This is a genomic window from Pseudomonas syringae (assembly GCF_001698815.1).
Taxonomy (GTDB): domain Bacteria; phylum Pseudomonadota; class Gammaproteobacteria; order Pseudomonadales; family Pseudomonadaceae; genus Aquipseudomonas; species Aquipseudomonas syringae_A.
Genome location: NZ_LGSI01000068.1, coordinates 459,032 through 472,987 on the forward strand (window position 1 = coordinate 459,032; position 13,956 = coordinate 472,987).

A 13,956-nucleotide genomic window follows, 5' to 3' on the forward strand; every position below is an offset into this window, starting at 1 on the left:
CAAAGGCTGCGATTGAACAATGACATCGCAGCCTGTGTACCCATGCGCGTCGGCAGACCCCAGGCCTGACGTGAAGACCAACCGTCCGGCGCTGCAACTTCGAGGTTATCCATGACTGCAACACTGCAAAACACCCTTATATCGCCCCTGGAAACTGCACGACAACTGGCGATCGAATTCGCCCGCACGGCGGTGGAACGTGATCATCAGGGCGGCACCCCCGTTGCTGAGCGTAATGCCTTGCGCCAAAGCGGTCTTTTGTCCTTGAGCATCCCGCGTCAATTTGGCGGTCAGGGTGCGACCTGGCGTGAAACGTTCGAAGTGGTACGCGAGTTCGCCAGAGTCGACAGCTCGTTGGCCCACGTTCTGGGGTTCCATCACTTGATGCTGGCCACGGTTCGTTTGTTCGGCAAGCCCGAGCAGTGGCAACCGTGGTTCGAACTCACTGCACGAAAAAACTGGTTCTGGGGCAATGCGCTGAACCCGCTTGATACCCGCACCGTGGTCAAGAACCTGGGCGGCTGGCGTGAGTTTTCCGGCAAGAAAAGCTTCTGCTCCGGCGCCAACAATTCAGAGATGCTTATCGCCTCAGCAGTAGACCCGCAAGCCGGCGGCAAGCTGCTGATCGCCGCGCTGCCCAGCGCACGCTCGGGGATTACCCTGCATAACGACTGGGAGAACATGGGCCAGCGTCAGACCGACAGCGGCAGCGCGACGTTTGAGCGGGTCCGGGTCGAGGAATCGGAACTGCTGCTCGATCCGGGTCCGTTGAGCACACCGTTTGCCTGCCTCAGACCGCTGATTGCCCAACTGCACTTCGCCAATATCTTTCTGGGAATCGCAGAAGGCGCCTTCGAAGAAGCGCGTAAATACACCTTGGAAGAGAGCCGACCCTGGTTCAAATCCAACGCATCGAAGAGCAGCGAAGATCCGTACGTGCTCAACCACTTCGGTGATTTCTGGGTAGGTCTTGAAAGCACCCGAGCCCTGTTCGAACGGGCTGTCGACAACCTGGACGCCGCCTGGGCCAAAGGTTCGCAACTGAGCGTGACTGAACGGGGCAAACTGGCAATAGATATCGCTACGGTAAAGGTTGCAGCCAGCCGTAACGGCCTGGAAATCTGCAACAAGGTCTTCGAGGTTACCGGTGCCCGCTCCACCCATGCGTCCGTGGGTCTGGATCGCCACTGGCGCAATCTGCGCACCCAGAGCCTGCACGACTCGCTGGACTACAAACTCAATGAATTGGGCAATTGGGCATTGAATCAAGCCCTCCCCGAACCGACTTTCTATTCGTAGGGAAAACCTCCATGCAATTGCTTACCCTACCGCCCTCCCCGGCACTGGCGACCTCGATCCGCGCCACCGCGCAGGTATTCGAAGATCCGAAATCACGCGCCTTGCTGGCCCACCTGCAACAAATCGCGCCCAGTGAAGCCAGCGTGCTGATCATCGGCGAAACTGGCACCGGCAAGGAACTGGTGGCTCGCCATATCCACAATCTCAGCGCCCGGCAGAACCGGCCGTTCATTGCGGTCAACTGCGGGGCTTTTTCCGAGTCGCTGGTGGAAGCCGAACTGTTCGGCCACGAAAAAGGCGCGTTCACCGGAGCCCTGAGCGCCAAGGCGGGCTGGTTTGAAGAAGCCAACGGCGGGACGCTGTTTCTTGATGAGATCGGCGATTTGCCGATGCCGATCCAGGTCAAGCTGCTGCGAGTTCTCCAGGAGCGTGAAGTGGTCCGCCTGGGGTCGAGAAAAAGCATTCCCATCGACGTGCGCGTGCTGGCAGCCACCAACGTGCAGCTGGAGAAAGCCATTAATGCCGGCCACTTCCGCGAAGACCTATTTTACCGTCTGGATGTGGTCAGCCTGGAACTGAGCCCCCTGCGCGAGCGTCCGGGGGATATTCTGCCGCTGACCCAGCACTTTATTCAGACCTACAGCCAGCGTTTGGGCTATGGGCAAATCCAGCTCACTGCAGACGCCGAACGACGCCTGAAAGCCTATGGTTGGCCGGGAAACATTCGCGAACTGGAGAACGTGATCCACCATACGCTGCTGATTTGCCGCGATGGCATCATCCAGGCCCAAGACCTGCGCATGTCCAACATGCGGATCGAACGTCAGGACGACAATCCGGCCAGCGACAACTCGGCCCAGGCCCTGCTGGACCGGGCGTTTCAGAAGTTGTTCGAGGAGCAGGCCGGAGCCCTGCATGAACAAGTCGAAGACTCGTTGCTGCGCGCAGCCTATCGCTTCAGCCACTACAACCAGGTGCACACTGCGAATTTGCTGGGATTGAGCCGCAACGTTACCCGTACACGACTGATCAAGATCGGCGAACTGGCGGTCAATAAACGGCGCCCTGCACAGCCCGTCCAGGGCGACCGGATGTTGCACCTGTCGATTTAACGTTGCGCTATCAACGGTTCGCCGTTCCCAGGTAGTAATTCTGGATGTCCTCGCGTCCGGCCAACTCGGCCGCCGCGCCGGAGTCGACCACCCGACCGTTCTCCAGTACATAGGCAAACTGCGCGTAATCCAGAGCCAGGTTAATGTTCTGTTCAGCCACCAATAGGCTCAGCCCTTCGTCGCGATTGAGTCGGGCCAGAATGTCAAAGATCTCTTCGACCACCTGTGGCGCAAGGCCCATGGACGGCTCATCGAGCAACAGCAGACGCGGCTCGGACATCAATGCCCGGCCGATGGCCACCATTTGTTGCTCGCCCCCGGAGGTGTAGCCCGTCAAGCGCTTGCGCAGCAGACGCAACCGGGGAAAGTAGCCGTAGACTTTCTCCAGCCTGGACTTGAGTTCAATACGTGAAGGCCGCGACACGAACGCCCCGATCAGCAGATTCTGCTCGACGCTCAAGTGAGTGAAGCAGTGTCGCCCTTCCAACACTTGAGCCAGCCCCGCCCTGACCAGTGCGGCCGGGTCGGAGCGAGCGATGGATTGCCCAAGGTAGTGAATCTGGCCACTGACCACTTCACCACGTTCGGCGCGAATCAGACTGGAGATCGCCTTGAGGGTCGTGCTTTTACCCGCCCCGTTGGCGCCCAGCAGCGCGACCATCTGGCCTTGGCGCACCTGCAGACTGATCCCGCGCAGCGCGAGGATGGATTGTTCGTAAAACACCTCGACCTGCTCCACCGACAGAATGGTTTCAGCGGACGGGCTGGCGTGCGGGATCTGGTTCATCTGGACTTATTGCTCCTTACTGCAATCGCGAGGGGTGATGCCTTTTTCCTTGGCATACTGCGCGGCGGAGGCTTCGATGATCGGCCGCAACAAGGCGCGGTCAGCCTGCACCCAGTCACTGATCAGGTTCCAGCGCTGCCCATCCCATTGCTGAAAGCGCACCGCACCGCCACCTTCATGGTCGGCGCAGGACAGTTTCAAGGGTTGAACCAGTCCCTTGGCGCCCAACGCTTGCAGGCGAGCGTCGTCCAGATTCAGGTGTTCGAAGCCCCAGCGCACCTGCTCGCCGGTAAGCGGCTTGTCACCGAACCTGGCTTGCGCAATACGCAACGCCTCGACATTGAGAATGCCGTTCACAACGCCGAGGTTGTAGTAAACGGTGCCAAACCGCTTGGCATCGGCCAGATTGCCCTGGCCCTTGTCGAGCACGGATTTCTTGATACCTTCCAGCACTGGAAAATTCGTACCGGACGGGTGGGTCGTGATGGAAATGAAGCCCTTGGCGGCGCCGCCGGCAGGGATCACGTCTTCTTCGGAGTTACTCCAGATATTGCCGATGATGTGATCTGCAGGGAAACCTACCTTCTGTGCTGACTTGAGAGCCACCGGGTTCATCACGCCCCAGCCACGCAGGATCACCCAGTCTGGTTTGAGACGACGGATGTTCAGCCATTGCGATTGCTGTTCGTTGCCGGGATGCGGCACTTCCAGGGCGGTCAATTCAAACCCGTAGTTTTTTGCCAGGGTTTCCAGCACACCGTTGGTTTCCTTGCCGTACGGCGAGCCGTGGTAAAGCACAGCGATTTTCTTGCCTTTGAGGGACGCCACGCCACCTTCGCGCTGACCGATGTAATTGACGATGGCTGAAACTTCCGAATACGGGTTCAACTGCAACGGGAAAACATACGGAAATACGCTGCCGTCAGTGGAGTCGGTGCGCCCGTGGTTGATGGTGATCAATGGCAGCTTGTCGGCGGTCGAACGTTCCAGAGTCGCGTAGGCAATACCCACCGACAGCGGATTGGTGGCCGCGGCCGGGGCGCCATTGAGACCACCTTTGAGGCGTTCGTAGCATTCGACGCCCTTCTCGACCACGTACTCGGTTTCGCATTCCGACCAGGTCAACTTGACCCCGTTTACCCCGCCGTTGTCGTTGATGTACTGCATGTAATCGATAAAGCCACCGAAAAAACCGGTGCCGCCTGCGGCGTAAGGCCCGACCCGATAACTCTGCAAGGGAAAGTATTGCTCGTTGGCCGCTTGCGCCGTTGCCGCCAGTCCAGAGCCCAGAAGGGCCAGACCAAGTGCCAGGCGTTGCAGGTTTTTTCGGTGGTTCATAGGCAGGTTCCTTTAAGAGTGCACGTGGCGTTTTTTGTGGAAAATCGATCGATCAATAACGCAGCGGCCAGACTCGTGCGCGCTGCCGAAAGCGCTGCCAGAGGCGCGCCAGCCCTTCAGGTTCCTTGATCAGAAACGCGATGATCAAAGCCCCGAAGAGCATCTTCTGAATATTTTCCAGCTGCCCGGAATCGACCAGGCCGACCGGCAGCAAAGCGCTGAGGTTGCCCAGCAGAATGGGAAACAACACGATGAACGCCGCGCCGAGGAAGTTGCCGGACACACTCCCCAGCCCGCCGATAATGATGATGAACAGCACCTGGAACGAACGGCTCAAGTCAAAGCCGTGTGGCTCGACAGTGCCCAGATAGGCGAATGCCCACAGCGAACCGGCGATGCCCAGATAAAAGCCGCTGATGGCGAAGGCCAGCAACTTGGCCTTGAACAGGCGGATGCCGATGACCGCAGCAGCGGTGTCCATGTCGCGCACCGCCATCCAGTTGCGGCCCAATTCACTGCGCACCAGATTTTTGCCGAGCCAGAACAACAGCACTACCAGGCTCAGGGTCAGCAGGTAACGCCCTGCGGGAGAGCTGAAATTCAGCCCGGCAATGATCAGCGGTGGCGAGGTGATGACCCCTGACGCATTGTCATTGGTGAACCAGCTGAATTTGGTCAGCACCCACTCCACCACGAACTGCGCAGCCAGGGTCGATACCAGTAGATAGAAACCCTTGATGCGCAGACTGGGCAGGCCAAACAGCAGGGCTACCGCCGCTGCGACCACACCGCCCAGGGCGAAACTGAGCAGCAGTGGCATCCCCGGTATCCGCAATTGCAGGTTGTAGGCGGCAAAGGCACCGACGGCCATGAACGCTGCCGACCCCAGGGACAACTGTCCTGCGTAACCGGTCAACAGGTTCAGGCCCAGGCCGGCCAGCGACAGCACCAAAAACGGAATCAGAATTGCGCTGAACCAGTAGTCGTTGCCCAGCACCGGCACGCCGATGAAAGCAAAGGCCAACAAGGCCAGCAGCCCGATCCGGTCCTGGCGCAAGCGAAAGATGCGGCGCTCTGCTGCATAACTGGTGGAGAGCTGTCCAGCTTCTCGATAAAGCATTGAAATAATCCTTACTGAAAGTCAGACACGTTCGATCGCCCGCTCGCCAAACAGGCCAGCAGGACGAACCAGCAAAAACAGCAACGCCAGCACATAGGGCACCCAGTTTTCGATGCCGCTGCCGATGACGGGGCCGAGGTAGATTTCGGCGAGCTTCTCCGCTGCGCCGATGATCAAGCCACCGACAATCGCCCCGCCAATCGAGGAAAATCCGCCAATGATCAATACCGGCAGCGCTTTGAGCACCACCAGCGACAGGGAGAATTGCACCCCCAGCCGTGCGCCCCAGAGCAGCCCGGCGACCAGCCCGACAAAACCGGCCACGGCCCAGACCACCGCCCAGATGCGCGGTAGCCGGATACCAACCGCGAGGGAAGCCAGCGGGTCATCGGCCACCGCGCGCAAGGAAAGGCCGATGCGGGTGCGGTTAAATAATAGAGACAGGGCTATCACCAGCGTGGCAGCGGTGCCGGCGGCGAACAGATCGAATTGCGACAGCAGCATGCCGCGAATCTCCAGCGGCTCATCGGGGATGCCCAACTCCAGGCCGTGGACCTGCGCGCCCCAGAGCGCCTGGGCCAGACCTTCGATCATGTATGACAGGCCGAGGGTGGCCATGAACAGGATGATCGGCGGGCGATTGACCAATGGCCGCAGCACCAATTTTTCGATCAGCAAGGCCAGCGCCACCATCGTGGCAAGGGTCGCCAGGAACGCCCACCAAAATGGCAGGCCGCGTTCCAGCAGGCTGACAAAGGTCAACGCGGCAAACAGCACCATGGCGCCCTGAGCAAAATTAAACACGCCCGAAGCCTTGTAGATCAGCACGAAACCGATAGCCACCAAGGAATACATGATCCCGGCCAGCAGGCCGCCGATCAGCACTTCGAAGAAAAATTCCATGGCTTATTGGCTCCTGGCAGATTGCGAGCGGCGCGTGCCGAGGTAGGCGGCAATCACGTCCGGATTGCTGCGTACCTGCTCCGGCGTGCCATCGCCGATCTTGCGCCCGTAATCCAGCACCACCACATGATCGCAAAGGCCCATCACCACACCGATGTCATGCTCGATCAGCACCACAGTGGTACCCAGCTCGCGGTTGATGTCGCGGATGAACTGGCTCATTTCGCGTTTTTCTTCGGCGTTCATGCCGGCCATTGGCTCGTCCAGCAACAGCAAGCGAGGCGCGGCGGCCAATGCACGGGCCAGCTCCACACGTTTTTGCAAACCGTAGGAGAGCTTGCCCACCAAGGCATGGCGCCACGGATGAATACGCAGGAACTCGATGATCCGTTCGGCATGCCAGCGTTGCTCGTCGTCTTCAGCCGGGGCACGACCGACTCGCAGCACTTGCTCCAGCCAAGTGCTGCGACGTTTGAGATTGCGTCCGGTCAAGACGTTGTCCAGCACGCTCATGCCCTTGAACAAGGCAATGTTCTGGAAGGTCCGGGCGATGCCACCCTCGGCCGCCTGGTGCGGACGCATGCGGCGCCGGGTCTGGCCGGCATAGCTGATCGATCCGCTTTGTGCCTGGTAGACACCGTTGATTACATTGAGCAAGGAACTCTTGCCCGCGCCATTGGGGCCGATCAGGGCACAGATTTCCCCTGCGGCGACCGAAAAACTGATCGAAGTAATGGCCTTGACGCCCTTGAAGGACAGCGAGATATCGTCCAGAGCGAGTAATGTCGATGGGGCAACTGCATTCATCAAGAAAGGCTCATCAGGCAGGTTGGGGAGATACGGGTGCCGGTAAATCGGCCAGCGCATTGGCATTCGCGACTGCGCTCAGCGAGCGCGGCTGAATACCCAGCGCACTGAAAAACGCAGTGCTTTGCGGGGTCAGCGGCTCGCCCACCAGTAATGGTTTGCTCAGGCGACTCATGCCCAGCACATCCAGCAGCGGGCGACGAATCAGCCAATGCCCCAACCAGCGTCGCAAGACACCGGGCGCCGGACTCATGGCCCAGCGATAAAGCCCGTGACTGAGGCTGCCCGGCAGCGGTCGGCGCTCCCGGGCCCATAGTTCCAGCCGCGCATAGGACTCGCGGGTACCCAGCACCAGCGTCGGACCCAACTCCCGACGGTCGTTATCCCGGGTGCTCAATCCTTCGGGAAAATTCAGGCAGAAACCTGCCACCAGCCAGGGCGCCAACAGATAACGGGCCTGACCACTGGCGGCAAATACCCTGGCTGCCAGCGCCTGCTCGTGATTATCCAAGCCCTGAACGTCTATCAGTTGTCGCGCGCCAAGGAGCAAATCCCTGTGGCTGAGCTCCTGGCGCAACAAGCCATTGAGAGAGGGAAATATGAACGCATTGGTGGTGGGATTTACGGCAGGACGTGGGGGTTCGGCGTGCACACCGTCCAGCAGTGCGGCGTAGTCGACCAGGCCTTTGTCCGGCGCGGCGCTCAACCCACGCTTGTCGAGAAAGATCAAAACTCCCGGCGGCGCGCTGCGCAATTGCCCAACCGCCTCCAGACCTTCGGCGACAGCGAAGTCGGGTGCCAGGGCCGCTAGCAAATCCCGGTTATCCACGGCGGCATCCAGCAGACTGACGCTGCCGCCCAACCAATGCGCCGCCAGCGCCAGCAAAAGGGCTTCAGCCCTGGCCTCGCTGATGATCAGCAGATCATGGCTGGCGCCAAACCCTTTCTGATGCAGGGCACCAGCCAAGCGGCTGACTTCCACGGCCAGCTCGCTCCAACTGCGGGTCTGCCAGATGCCGAGTTGCTTGTAACGCAGGGCAATCTGCGCGCCACGGGTCTGGGACTGCTGTAACAAGGCCAGGGGCAATGACTGGGACATGTGGAGTTTCCGTCGAGAAAGAATCCATGGAGCTATAGCAGCGTCCGTGCCAGCTCATAAATATGTTGTTTATCAACGACCTGATGACTGTTCAGGTAGCGCTTGGCTGTATCTAGCCAGCACAGCATGTTGAACATCTGTTGCCCCACCAACAGCTGCCGTACATCTCAAAATCCACGGCAGCTGGCAGCATCAGGCGGAGACGCTTGCACCCTGTTCCTGCCTGGCAGCTTCCAGTTCGCGGACCAGCGGCAGCACGCGCTCGCCGAAGTAAGCAACCTCCTCCTGGAAATGCAGGAACGCCGACAGCACCAAATCCACACCAACTGACTTCAGTTCCACGATGCGCTCGGCAATCTGCTGCGGCGTACCGATCAAGTTGGTCTTGAAGCCATCGTTGTATTGCACCAAGTCCTGAAAGGTCGATTTAGCCCAGTTTCCCTCACCTTCCGGGCTGGCCTTGCCGGCCTGTCTGGCCGCATCACCAAAAGCATTGACCGCTTCCGGGTCGGCCTTGTCGATAATCTCGGCCAACACTGCACGCGCCTCTTCTTCGGTGTCCCGCGCAATGATGAAAGCATTGACGCCGACCTTCACCGAATGCCCGTTGAGCGCCGCCTTGGCCCGAATGTCATCGACCTGAGCCTTGATGCCCTCCACGGTATTACCGTTGGTGAAATACCAGTCCGACACCCGCGCCGCCATGTCCCGCGCGGCCCGTGAACTGCCGCCCTGGAAGATTTCCGGGTGGGGCTGCTGGATAGGCTTGGGCTTGAGGTTGTAATCATGGAAGCGATAGAAATCGCCCTTGAAGGTGAAGTCGTCAGTGGTCCAGATGCCCTTGAGGGCGCGAATGAATTCCTCGGAGCGGCGATAGCGCTCGTCGTGCTCCAGCCAGTGTTCGCCGATGGCAGTGAACTCACCCTTGAACCAGCCACTGACGATGTTCACCGCCACCCGACCGGCCGTGAGCTGATCGATGGTCGCCAGTTGCTTGGCGGCCAGCGCAGGATTCCATGGCCCTGGCAAAATCGCCGCAATGACCTTGAGCTTTTCAGTGGCAGCCAGCAGCGCATGACTGAAAGCGACTGACTCATGCTGGAACTCGGCACCGTAACCTGCAGTGAAACGGATCTGGGTCAGGGCGTACTCGAAACCGGATTGCTCGGCAATTTGCGCCAGTTTGCGGTTGTAATCGATGGTCCAGCTGGTGCGCTGTTCGATTTTGCTGACGACCAGGCCGCCGCTGACATTGGGTACCCAGTAGGCAAATTTGATGGGCTGCTGACTCATGGAGAACTCCTCGGTTGGAAAGCCCCGAACGTCATTGCATCCGGGATCAATTATTTTCACCGGAGCAGCAAACGTGCCATCGTCATAAGTCCAGTCAGATCAAGCACTTGCGGATAACTCACAAAACATTGCGCTGTACTGTTTGCTGACAAGCTGTTGAGAAACTGTCTGCCAGGCAACAGATGCATTTCGGGCTTCCAGCAAAAATCCATTTAAATCAATACGTTGTATTCAGGCACAAAGCGTGCAGTGCTCCAGCTACTCAATCCGGTGGTCTGACCGCCGATCACATTGCACTCAGGAGCACTGTATGACTCAGCCCACAGCCTCAAACCCACTATCCCTTGGAACCGATTACGAAATCCTGGCCAACCGCTTTCGGCCGATTTTTCGTGAGATAAGCGCGGGTAACGTGGAGCGCGAGAAGGCCCGCACCCTGCCCTACGAGCCGATTGCCTGGCTAAAGGAAGCCGGTTTCGGCGCCGCTCGCGTGCCCACCGAATATGGCGGCGCAGGCGCTTCGGTGGGTCAACTGTTCCAACTGTTGATCGAGTTGGCTGAAGCCGACTCGAACATTCCACAAGCCCTGCGCGCGCACTTTGCGTTTGTCGAAGATCGTCTCAACGCGCCACCCGGCGCCGATCGTGACACGTGGTTCGCGCGGTTCGTCGCGGGTGATCTGGTAGGCAATGGCTGGACTGAAGTCGGCGCAGTGAAAATTGGCGACGTGATTACCAAGGTCACCGCCCAGGGCGACGGATTTGTGCTCAATGGCGCCAAGTTCTACAGCACCGGCAGTATCTTCGCTGACTGGATTGACGTGTACGCGCAGAGGGCCGACAACGGTGCCGATGTAATCGCCGTCGTCCAGGCGCGCGACCCCGGTGTACGCCACAGCGACGACTGGGATGGTTTTGGCCAACGCACAACCGGCAGCGGCACTTCGGTCTATGAAAACGTGCCGGTGAATGCCGAGCATGTCATCTCGTTCGAACAGCGTTTCAAATACCAGACGGCGTTCTATCAATTGGTCTTGCTGGCGGTGCTGGCGGGCATTGGCCGCGCCATCGAACGCGACATTGCCCAGGAAGTTCGCGACCGCAAACGCGTGTTCAGCCATGGCAATGGAAACAGCGTGAGCAACGACGCACAGGTCCAGCAAGTGGTCGGGCAAATTTCGGCGCAGGTCTATGCTGCCGAAGCCGCGACCGTGCGTTCGGCCGAACCGCTGCAACGTGCCTACGTGGCTCGTTTCGGCAACGATGCGCAGGTTGAAAAGGACGCCAATATCGCTGCGGAAATCGAAACGGCCAAGGCTCAGGTGATTATTTCGGAATTGGTCTTGCGCGCCGCATCGGATCTGTTCAATGCCTTGGGCGCTTCGGGTGTCAGCGTCAGCAAGGCGCTGGATCGCCACTGGCGCAATGCGCGCACGGCGGCTTCGCACAACCCGTCGATCTATAAAGCGCGGATTGTCGGTGACTGGCGCATCAACGGCACCGAACCGCCGTACGTCTGGCAGATCGGCAACGGCGCAGGAAAGCCCTGATCGAGCAGGTTCTGAGCAAGGCGCCGCAAGTCTCGCGGCGCCTCATTCAGAAAGTCAGATCGGCTTGCTGATTTAACCAGATTCTGTTGGAGCGAGGCTTACCCGTGAATGGGTCCGTCGGCCGACATTTCGCTGGCTGAATTCACGCCTTCGCGGGCAAGCCTCGCTCCAACGAAGATCACTCCGGCTTGTTGATTTTCGCTTTGCCAGACACCGCCATACGCGACGTTTGAGTTGCCCCCAAACATAGAATCTCCCACAAATTCGCACTCACAAGGACGCGCTGAATTCTTTGGAGCGAGGCTTGACCGCGAATTGGGCGCCTCGGTGAGCCAGACACACCGCGTTATCGTTCTTCGCGGACAAGCCTCGCTCCCACGAAACGCCTTGATGCCCGTAGGACCGGATTTATCCGGGAAGAGGCCAGTGCTTACGCTGTAAATCTGCGTTGTCAGCGCCTACGTCTCGCGAATAAATTCGCTCCTACAGTTGGATACGATCCACATAACGCGTGCTGTCTGGATAAACGCGGTGTCCATACGTTTTTCGCGAGCAAGCTCGCTCCCACAGGTTCAACGCTGCTCTCGCTTTGGCTCCAGCTGTTGATCTTGCTTTGGCTTTTGATCTTGACCTGCCCCGTCGGAAGGCCGAGCGCAGGTTTTGCGCAGTGGGCAACCCGGCAAGGATGCCGGGTTAGCCGCCCTTGGCCATGGATGGCCGATGGCGGCGGGCCCACGGAGCAGAACCGGAGCGAGGGTATGTCGAGCCCAGGCGAGGCACCGGACGTCAGGGGCGAGAGCGCTTGGTTACTTGGCGCTTTTCCAAGTAACCCGCCGTAAGGGCGGAACTAAAAGTCGCCGTTACCGCAACAACGGATATGTACGCCTTTCTCCTGTGGGACCGGATTTATCCGGGAAGAGGCCAGTGCTCGAAGACACGCTACGAGGCAACCTGACCATTGGCAAAAATCGAACGCTGGTAAAGCTGATCCAACGACGCACTGACGCTGCGCACACCGGAACCTATCGGGCGGCCATCAACCATTTTCACCGGGGTTATGCCAGCCAGCGTCCCGGTAACAAAAGCCTCATCTGCGCTGTAGACCTGCGCCAGAGTGAACTCACCCTCGTGAACGGTAATGCCCTGCTCGCGAGCAATGCTGACCAGGGTCTGGCGGGTAATACCGTTGAAGCAGCAGTGGGCCGATGACGTCCACAACTCGCCTTTACGTACGATGAAGAAATTAGTGGAGTTACAGCTGGCAACGAAACCCCGACTGTCGAGCATCAATGCTTCGTCTGCTCCGGCATGCAACGCTTGCAGCAGTGCCTGAATCAAATTCAGCCGGCTATGAGAATTAAGCCGCAAGTCGAACACGTCCGGCGTACTGCAACGGAAGGCCGAAGTGAACAGCGAAATGCCACGGGACTTGGCCTCTACATCAACCACCTTGTACTCCGCGACACACACCACAGTTGCTTTGCCGACGATGAAGCGCGGGTCCTGATTGGGCGTACTCTTGCGGCCGCGGGTAATCATCAACCTCAAGTGTGCGCCGTCAGTCATGCCGTTGATCGCCAGGGTATCCCAGAGCACCTTTTCGACCTCGGCACGGCTCAGACCGATGTCGAGATCGATACTTAGGGCACCTTCGAAGAGCCGGTCCAGATGAGCCTGCAAGGCAACCAGACGTCCCTGGACCAGACGCAGCCCTTCCCATACGCCGTCGCCGCAGACGAAGCCGGCATCAAAAATCGACACCTGAGCAGCATCGCGGTGAACGAACTCGCCATTGAGGTAGACCTTGACGTCGGCATTGCGCGGGTCAGGCGCATACGCCTGGCTGCTGGTGGTTGAAAGCATGGTGGTCTCCGGTATTAGAACGAACGCTCGACAAAGCGTGCGAGGAATTCCTGGGTACGGGTTTGCTGCGGGCTTTTGAGGACTTGATCGGGCGTACCCTGCTCATGGATTACCCCGTTCTCCAGAAACAGCACACGCTCGGCAAAGTGATAAGCGAAACCCAGTTCGTGAGTCACCAGCAGCAACGTGCGCCCCTCATCGGCAAGTTGATGGATAACCCGCAGGACTTCCCCTACCAGCTCAGGGTCCAGGGATGAGGTCGGCTCGTCGAACAGAAGCACTTCGGGTTCCATCACCAAAGCCCGTGCTATCGCCACACGCTGTTGCTGCCCTCCGGACAGACGTCCCGGATAGGTATCGCGGCGGTCGGCAAGACCGACTTTTTCCAACTGAACCAAAGCGCGTTCCCGAGCCGCCGCCGGCGAAATCTTCTTCACCGAGATCAGCCCTTCCATGACGTTTTCCAGCACGCTCATGTGGGGGAACAGGTTGAACTGTTGGAACACCATCCCGACCCGTTCACGCACCTCGCGCAGTTGCCGCTCTTCGTAGACCCGCTCGCCGCCGCGCTCTTGGCCAAGCAGCACGCCGTTGAGCTCAATCTCGCCGCTGGTGGGCATTTCCATGAAGTTCAGGCAGCGCAACAAGGTGCTCTTGCCCGAACCGCTCCCGCCAATGATGGCGATGCGTTCGCCGCGACGGACATCCAGGTCGATGCCCTTCAGCACCGGTTGATCAAAATTCTTGTGCAACTGGCGGATACGGAACAATGGTTGTTCGGTCATG

At 59.1% G+C, this 13,956-nt stretch carries 12 protein-coding genes; 3 read left to right on the forward strand and 9 right to left on the reverse strand.

The features are described 5' to 3' along the window. Positions 1-111: 111 nt before the first annotated feature. On the forward strand, positions 112-1,299 hold the full coding sequence (locus AFK24_RS25600) for an acyl-CoA dehydrogenase family protein (protein ID WP_065835884.1): 1,188 nt from the start codon (positions 112-114) through the stop codon (positions 1,297-1,299). 11 nt (positions 1,300-1,310) lie between these two features. Next, on the forward strand, positions 1,311-2,411 hold the full coding sequence (locus tag AFK24_RS25605; protein ID WP_020290675.1) for a sigma-54 interaction domain-containing protein: 1,101 nt from the start codon (positions 1,311-1,313) through the stop codon (positions 2,409-2,411). Positions 2,412-2,421: 10 nt separating this feature from the next. Here AFK24_RS25605 and AFK24_RS25610 read toward each other — a convergent pair whose 3' ends face one another. The 7 genes from AFK24_RS25610 to sfnG form a co-directional block, all read right to left on the reverse strand. Next, the gene (locus AFK24_RS25610) at positions 2,422-3,198 is read right to left on the reverse strand and encodes an ABC transporter ATP-binding protein (protein ID WP_065835885.1); all 777 of its coding nucleotides are present in this window, start codon (positions 3,196-3,198) and stop codon (positions 2,422-2,424) included. Between the two features lie 6 nt (positions 3,199-3,204). Further along, positions 3,205-4,536 (reverse strand): ABC transporter substrate-binding protein, encoded by a 1,332-nt coding sequence (locus AFK24_RS25615; protein ID WP_065835886.1) that lies wholly within the window; start codon positions 4,534-4,536, stop codon positions 3,205-3,207. Between the two features lie 52 nt (positions 4,537-4,588). Continuing rightward, positions 4,589-5,656, reverse strand: a complete 1,068-nt coding sequence (locus AFK24_RS25620; protein WP_065835887.1) for a branched-chain amino acid ABC transporter permease — start codon at positions 5,654-5,656, stop codon at positions 4,589-4,591. Between the two features lie 21 nt (positions 5,657-5,677). Then, positions 5,678-6,559, reverse strand: coding sequence for a branched-chain amino acid ABC transporter permease (locus AFK24_RS25625; RefSeq protein WP_065835888.1), 882 nt, complete (start codon positions 6,557-6,559; stop codon positions 5,678-5,680). Between the two features lie 3 nt (positions 6,560-6,562). After that, complete coding sequence (locus AFK24_RS25630; RefSeq protein WP_065835889.1) at positions 6,563-7,366, reverse strand: ABC transporter ATP-binding protein; 804 nt, start codon at positions 7,364-7,366, stop codon at positions 6,563-6,565. Positions 7,367-7,379: 13 nt separating this feature from the next. Then, positions 7,380-8,465: an AMP-binding protein gene (locus tag AFK24_RS25635; RefSeq protein ID WP_065835890.1), complete on the reverse strand. Its 1,086-nt coding sequence runs from the start codon at positions 8,463-8,465 to the stop codon at positions 7,380-7,382. A 192-nt stretch (positions 8,466-8,657) separates the two neighbouring features. After that, on the reverse strand, positions 8,658-9,758 hold the full coding sequence (sfnG, locus tag AFK24_RS25640; RefSeq protein ID WP_065835891.1) for a dimethylsulfone monooxygenase SfnG: 1,101 nt from the start codon (positions 9,756-9,758) through the stop codon (positions 8,658-8,660). Between the two features lie 310 nt (positions 9,759-10,068). Here sfnG and AFK24_RS25645 point away from each other — a divergent pair, with 310 nt between their 5' ends. After that, positions 10,069-11,307, forward strand: a complete 1,239-nt coding sequence (locus AFK24_RS25645; protein ID WP_065835892.1) for an acyl-CoA dehydrogenase family protein — start codon at positions 10,069-10,071, stop codon at positions 11,305-11,307. Between the two features lie 939 nt (positions 11,308-12,246). On the opposite strand, the gene AFK24_RS25650 is transcribed toward AFK24_RS25645, so the two are convergent. Together AFK24_RS25650 and AFK24_RS25655 are read right to left on the reverse strand one after the other, a co-directional pair. Then, entirely contained in the window at positions 12,247-13,170 is a 924-nt protein-coding gene (locus AFK24_RS25650) for an aminotransferase class IV (protein ID WP_065835893.1), read from the reverse strand. A gap of 14 nt (positions 13,171-13,184) precedes the next feature. Continuing rightward, entirely contained in the window at positions 13,185-13,955 is a 771-nt protein-coding gene (locus tag AFK24_RS25655) for an amino acid ABC transporter ATP-binding protein (protein WP_065835894.1), read from the reverse strand. Between the last annotated feature and the right edge of the window lies 1 nt (position 13,956).

Coding starts and splice junctions, on each gene's coding strand:
- AFK24_RS25650 (WP_065835893.1), bottom strand. CDS start 13,170: ATGCTTTCAACCACCAGCAGCCAGGCGTATGCGCCTGACCCGCGCAAT.
- AFK24_RS25620 (WP_065835887.1), bottom strand. CDS start 5,656: ATGCTTTATCGAGAAGCTGGACAGCTCTCCACCAGTTATGCAGCAGAG.
- AFK24_RS25630 (WP_065835889.1), bottom strand. CDS start 7,366: ATGAATGCAGTTGCCCCATCGACATTACTCGCTCTGGACGATATCTCG.
- AFK24_RS25615 (WP_065835886.1), bottom strand. CDS start 4,536: ATGAACCACCGAAAAAACCTGCAACGCCTGGCACTTGGTCTGGCCCTT.
- sfnG (WP_065835891.1), bottom strand. CDS start 9,758: ATGAGTCAGCAGCCCATCAAATTTGCCTACTGGGTACCCAATGTCAGC.
- AFK24_RS25655 (WP_065835894.1), bottom strand. CDS start 13,955: ATGACCGAACAACCATTGTTCCGTATCCGCCAGTTGCACAAGAATTTT.
- AFK24_RS25600 (WP_065835884.1), top strand. CDS start 112: ATGACTGCAACACTGCAAAACACCCTTATATCGCCCCTGGAAACTGCA.
- AFK24_RS25610 (WP_065835885.1), bottom strand. CDS start 3,198: ATGAACCAGATCCCGCACGCCAGCCCGTCCGCTGAAACCATTCTGTCG.
- AFK24_RS25645 (WP_065835892.1), top strand. CDS start 10,069: ATGACTCAGCCCACAGCCTCAAACCCACTATCCCTTGGAACCGATTAC.
- AFK24_RS25635 (WP_065835890.1), bottom strand. CDS start 8,465: ATGTCCCAGTCATTGCCCCTGGCCTTGTTACAGCAGTCCCAGACCCGT.
- AFK24_RS25605 (WP_020290675.1), top strand. CDS start 1,311: ATGCAATTGCTTACCCTACCGCCCTCCCCGGCACTGGCGACCTCGATC.
- AFK24_RS25625 (WP_065835888.1), bottom strand. CDS start 6,559: ATGGAATTTTTCTTCGAAGTGCTGATCGGCGGCCTGCTGGCCGGGATC.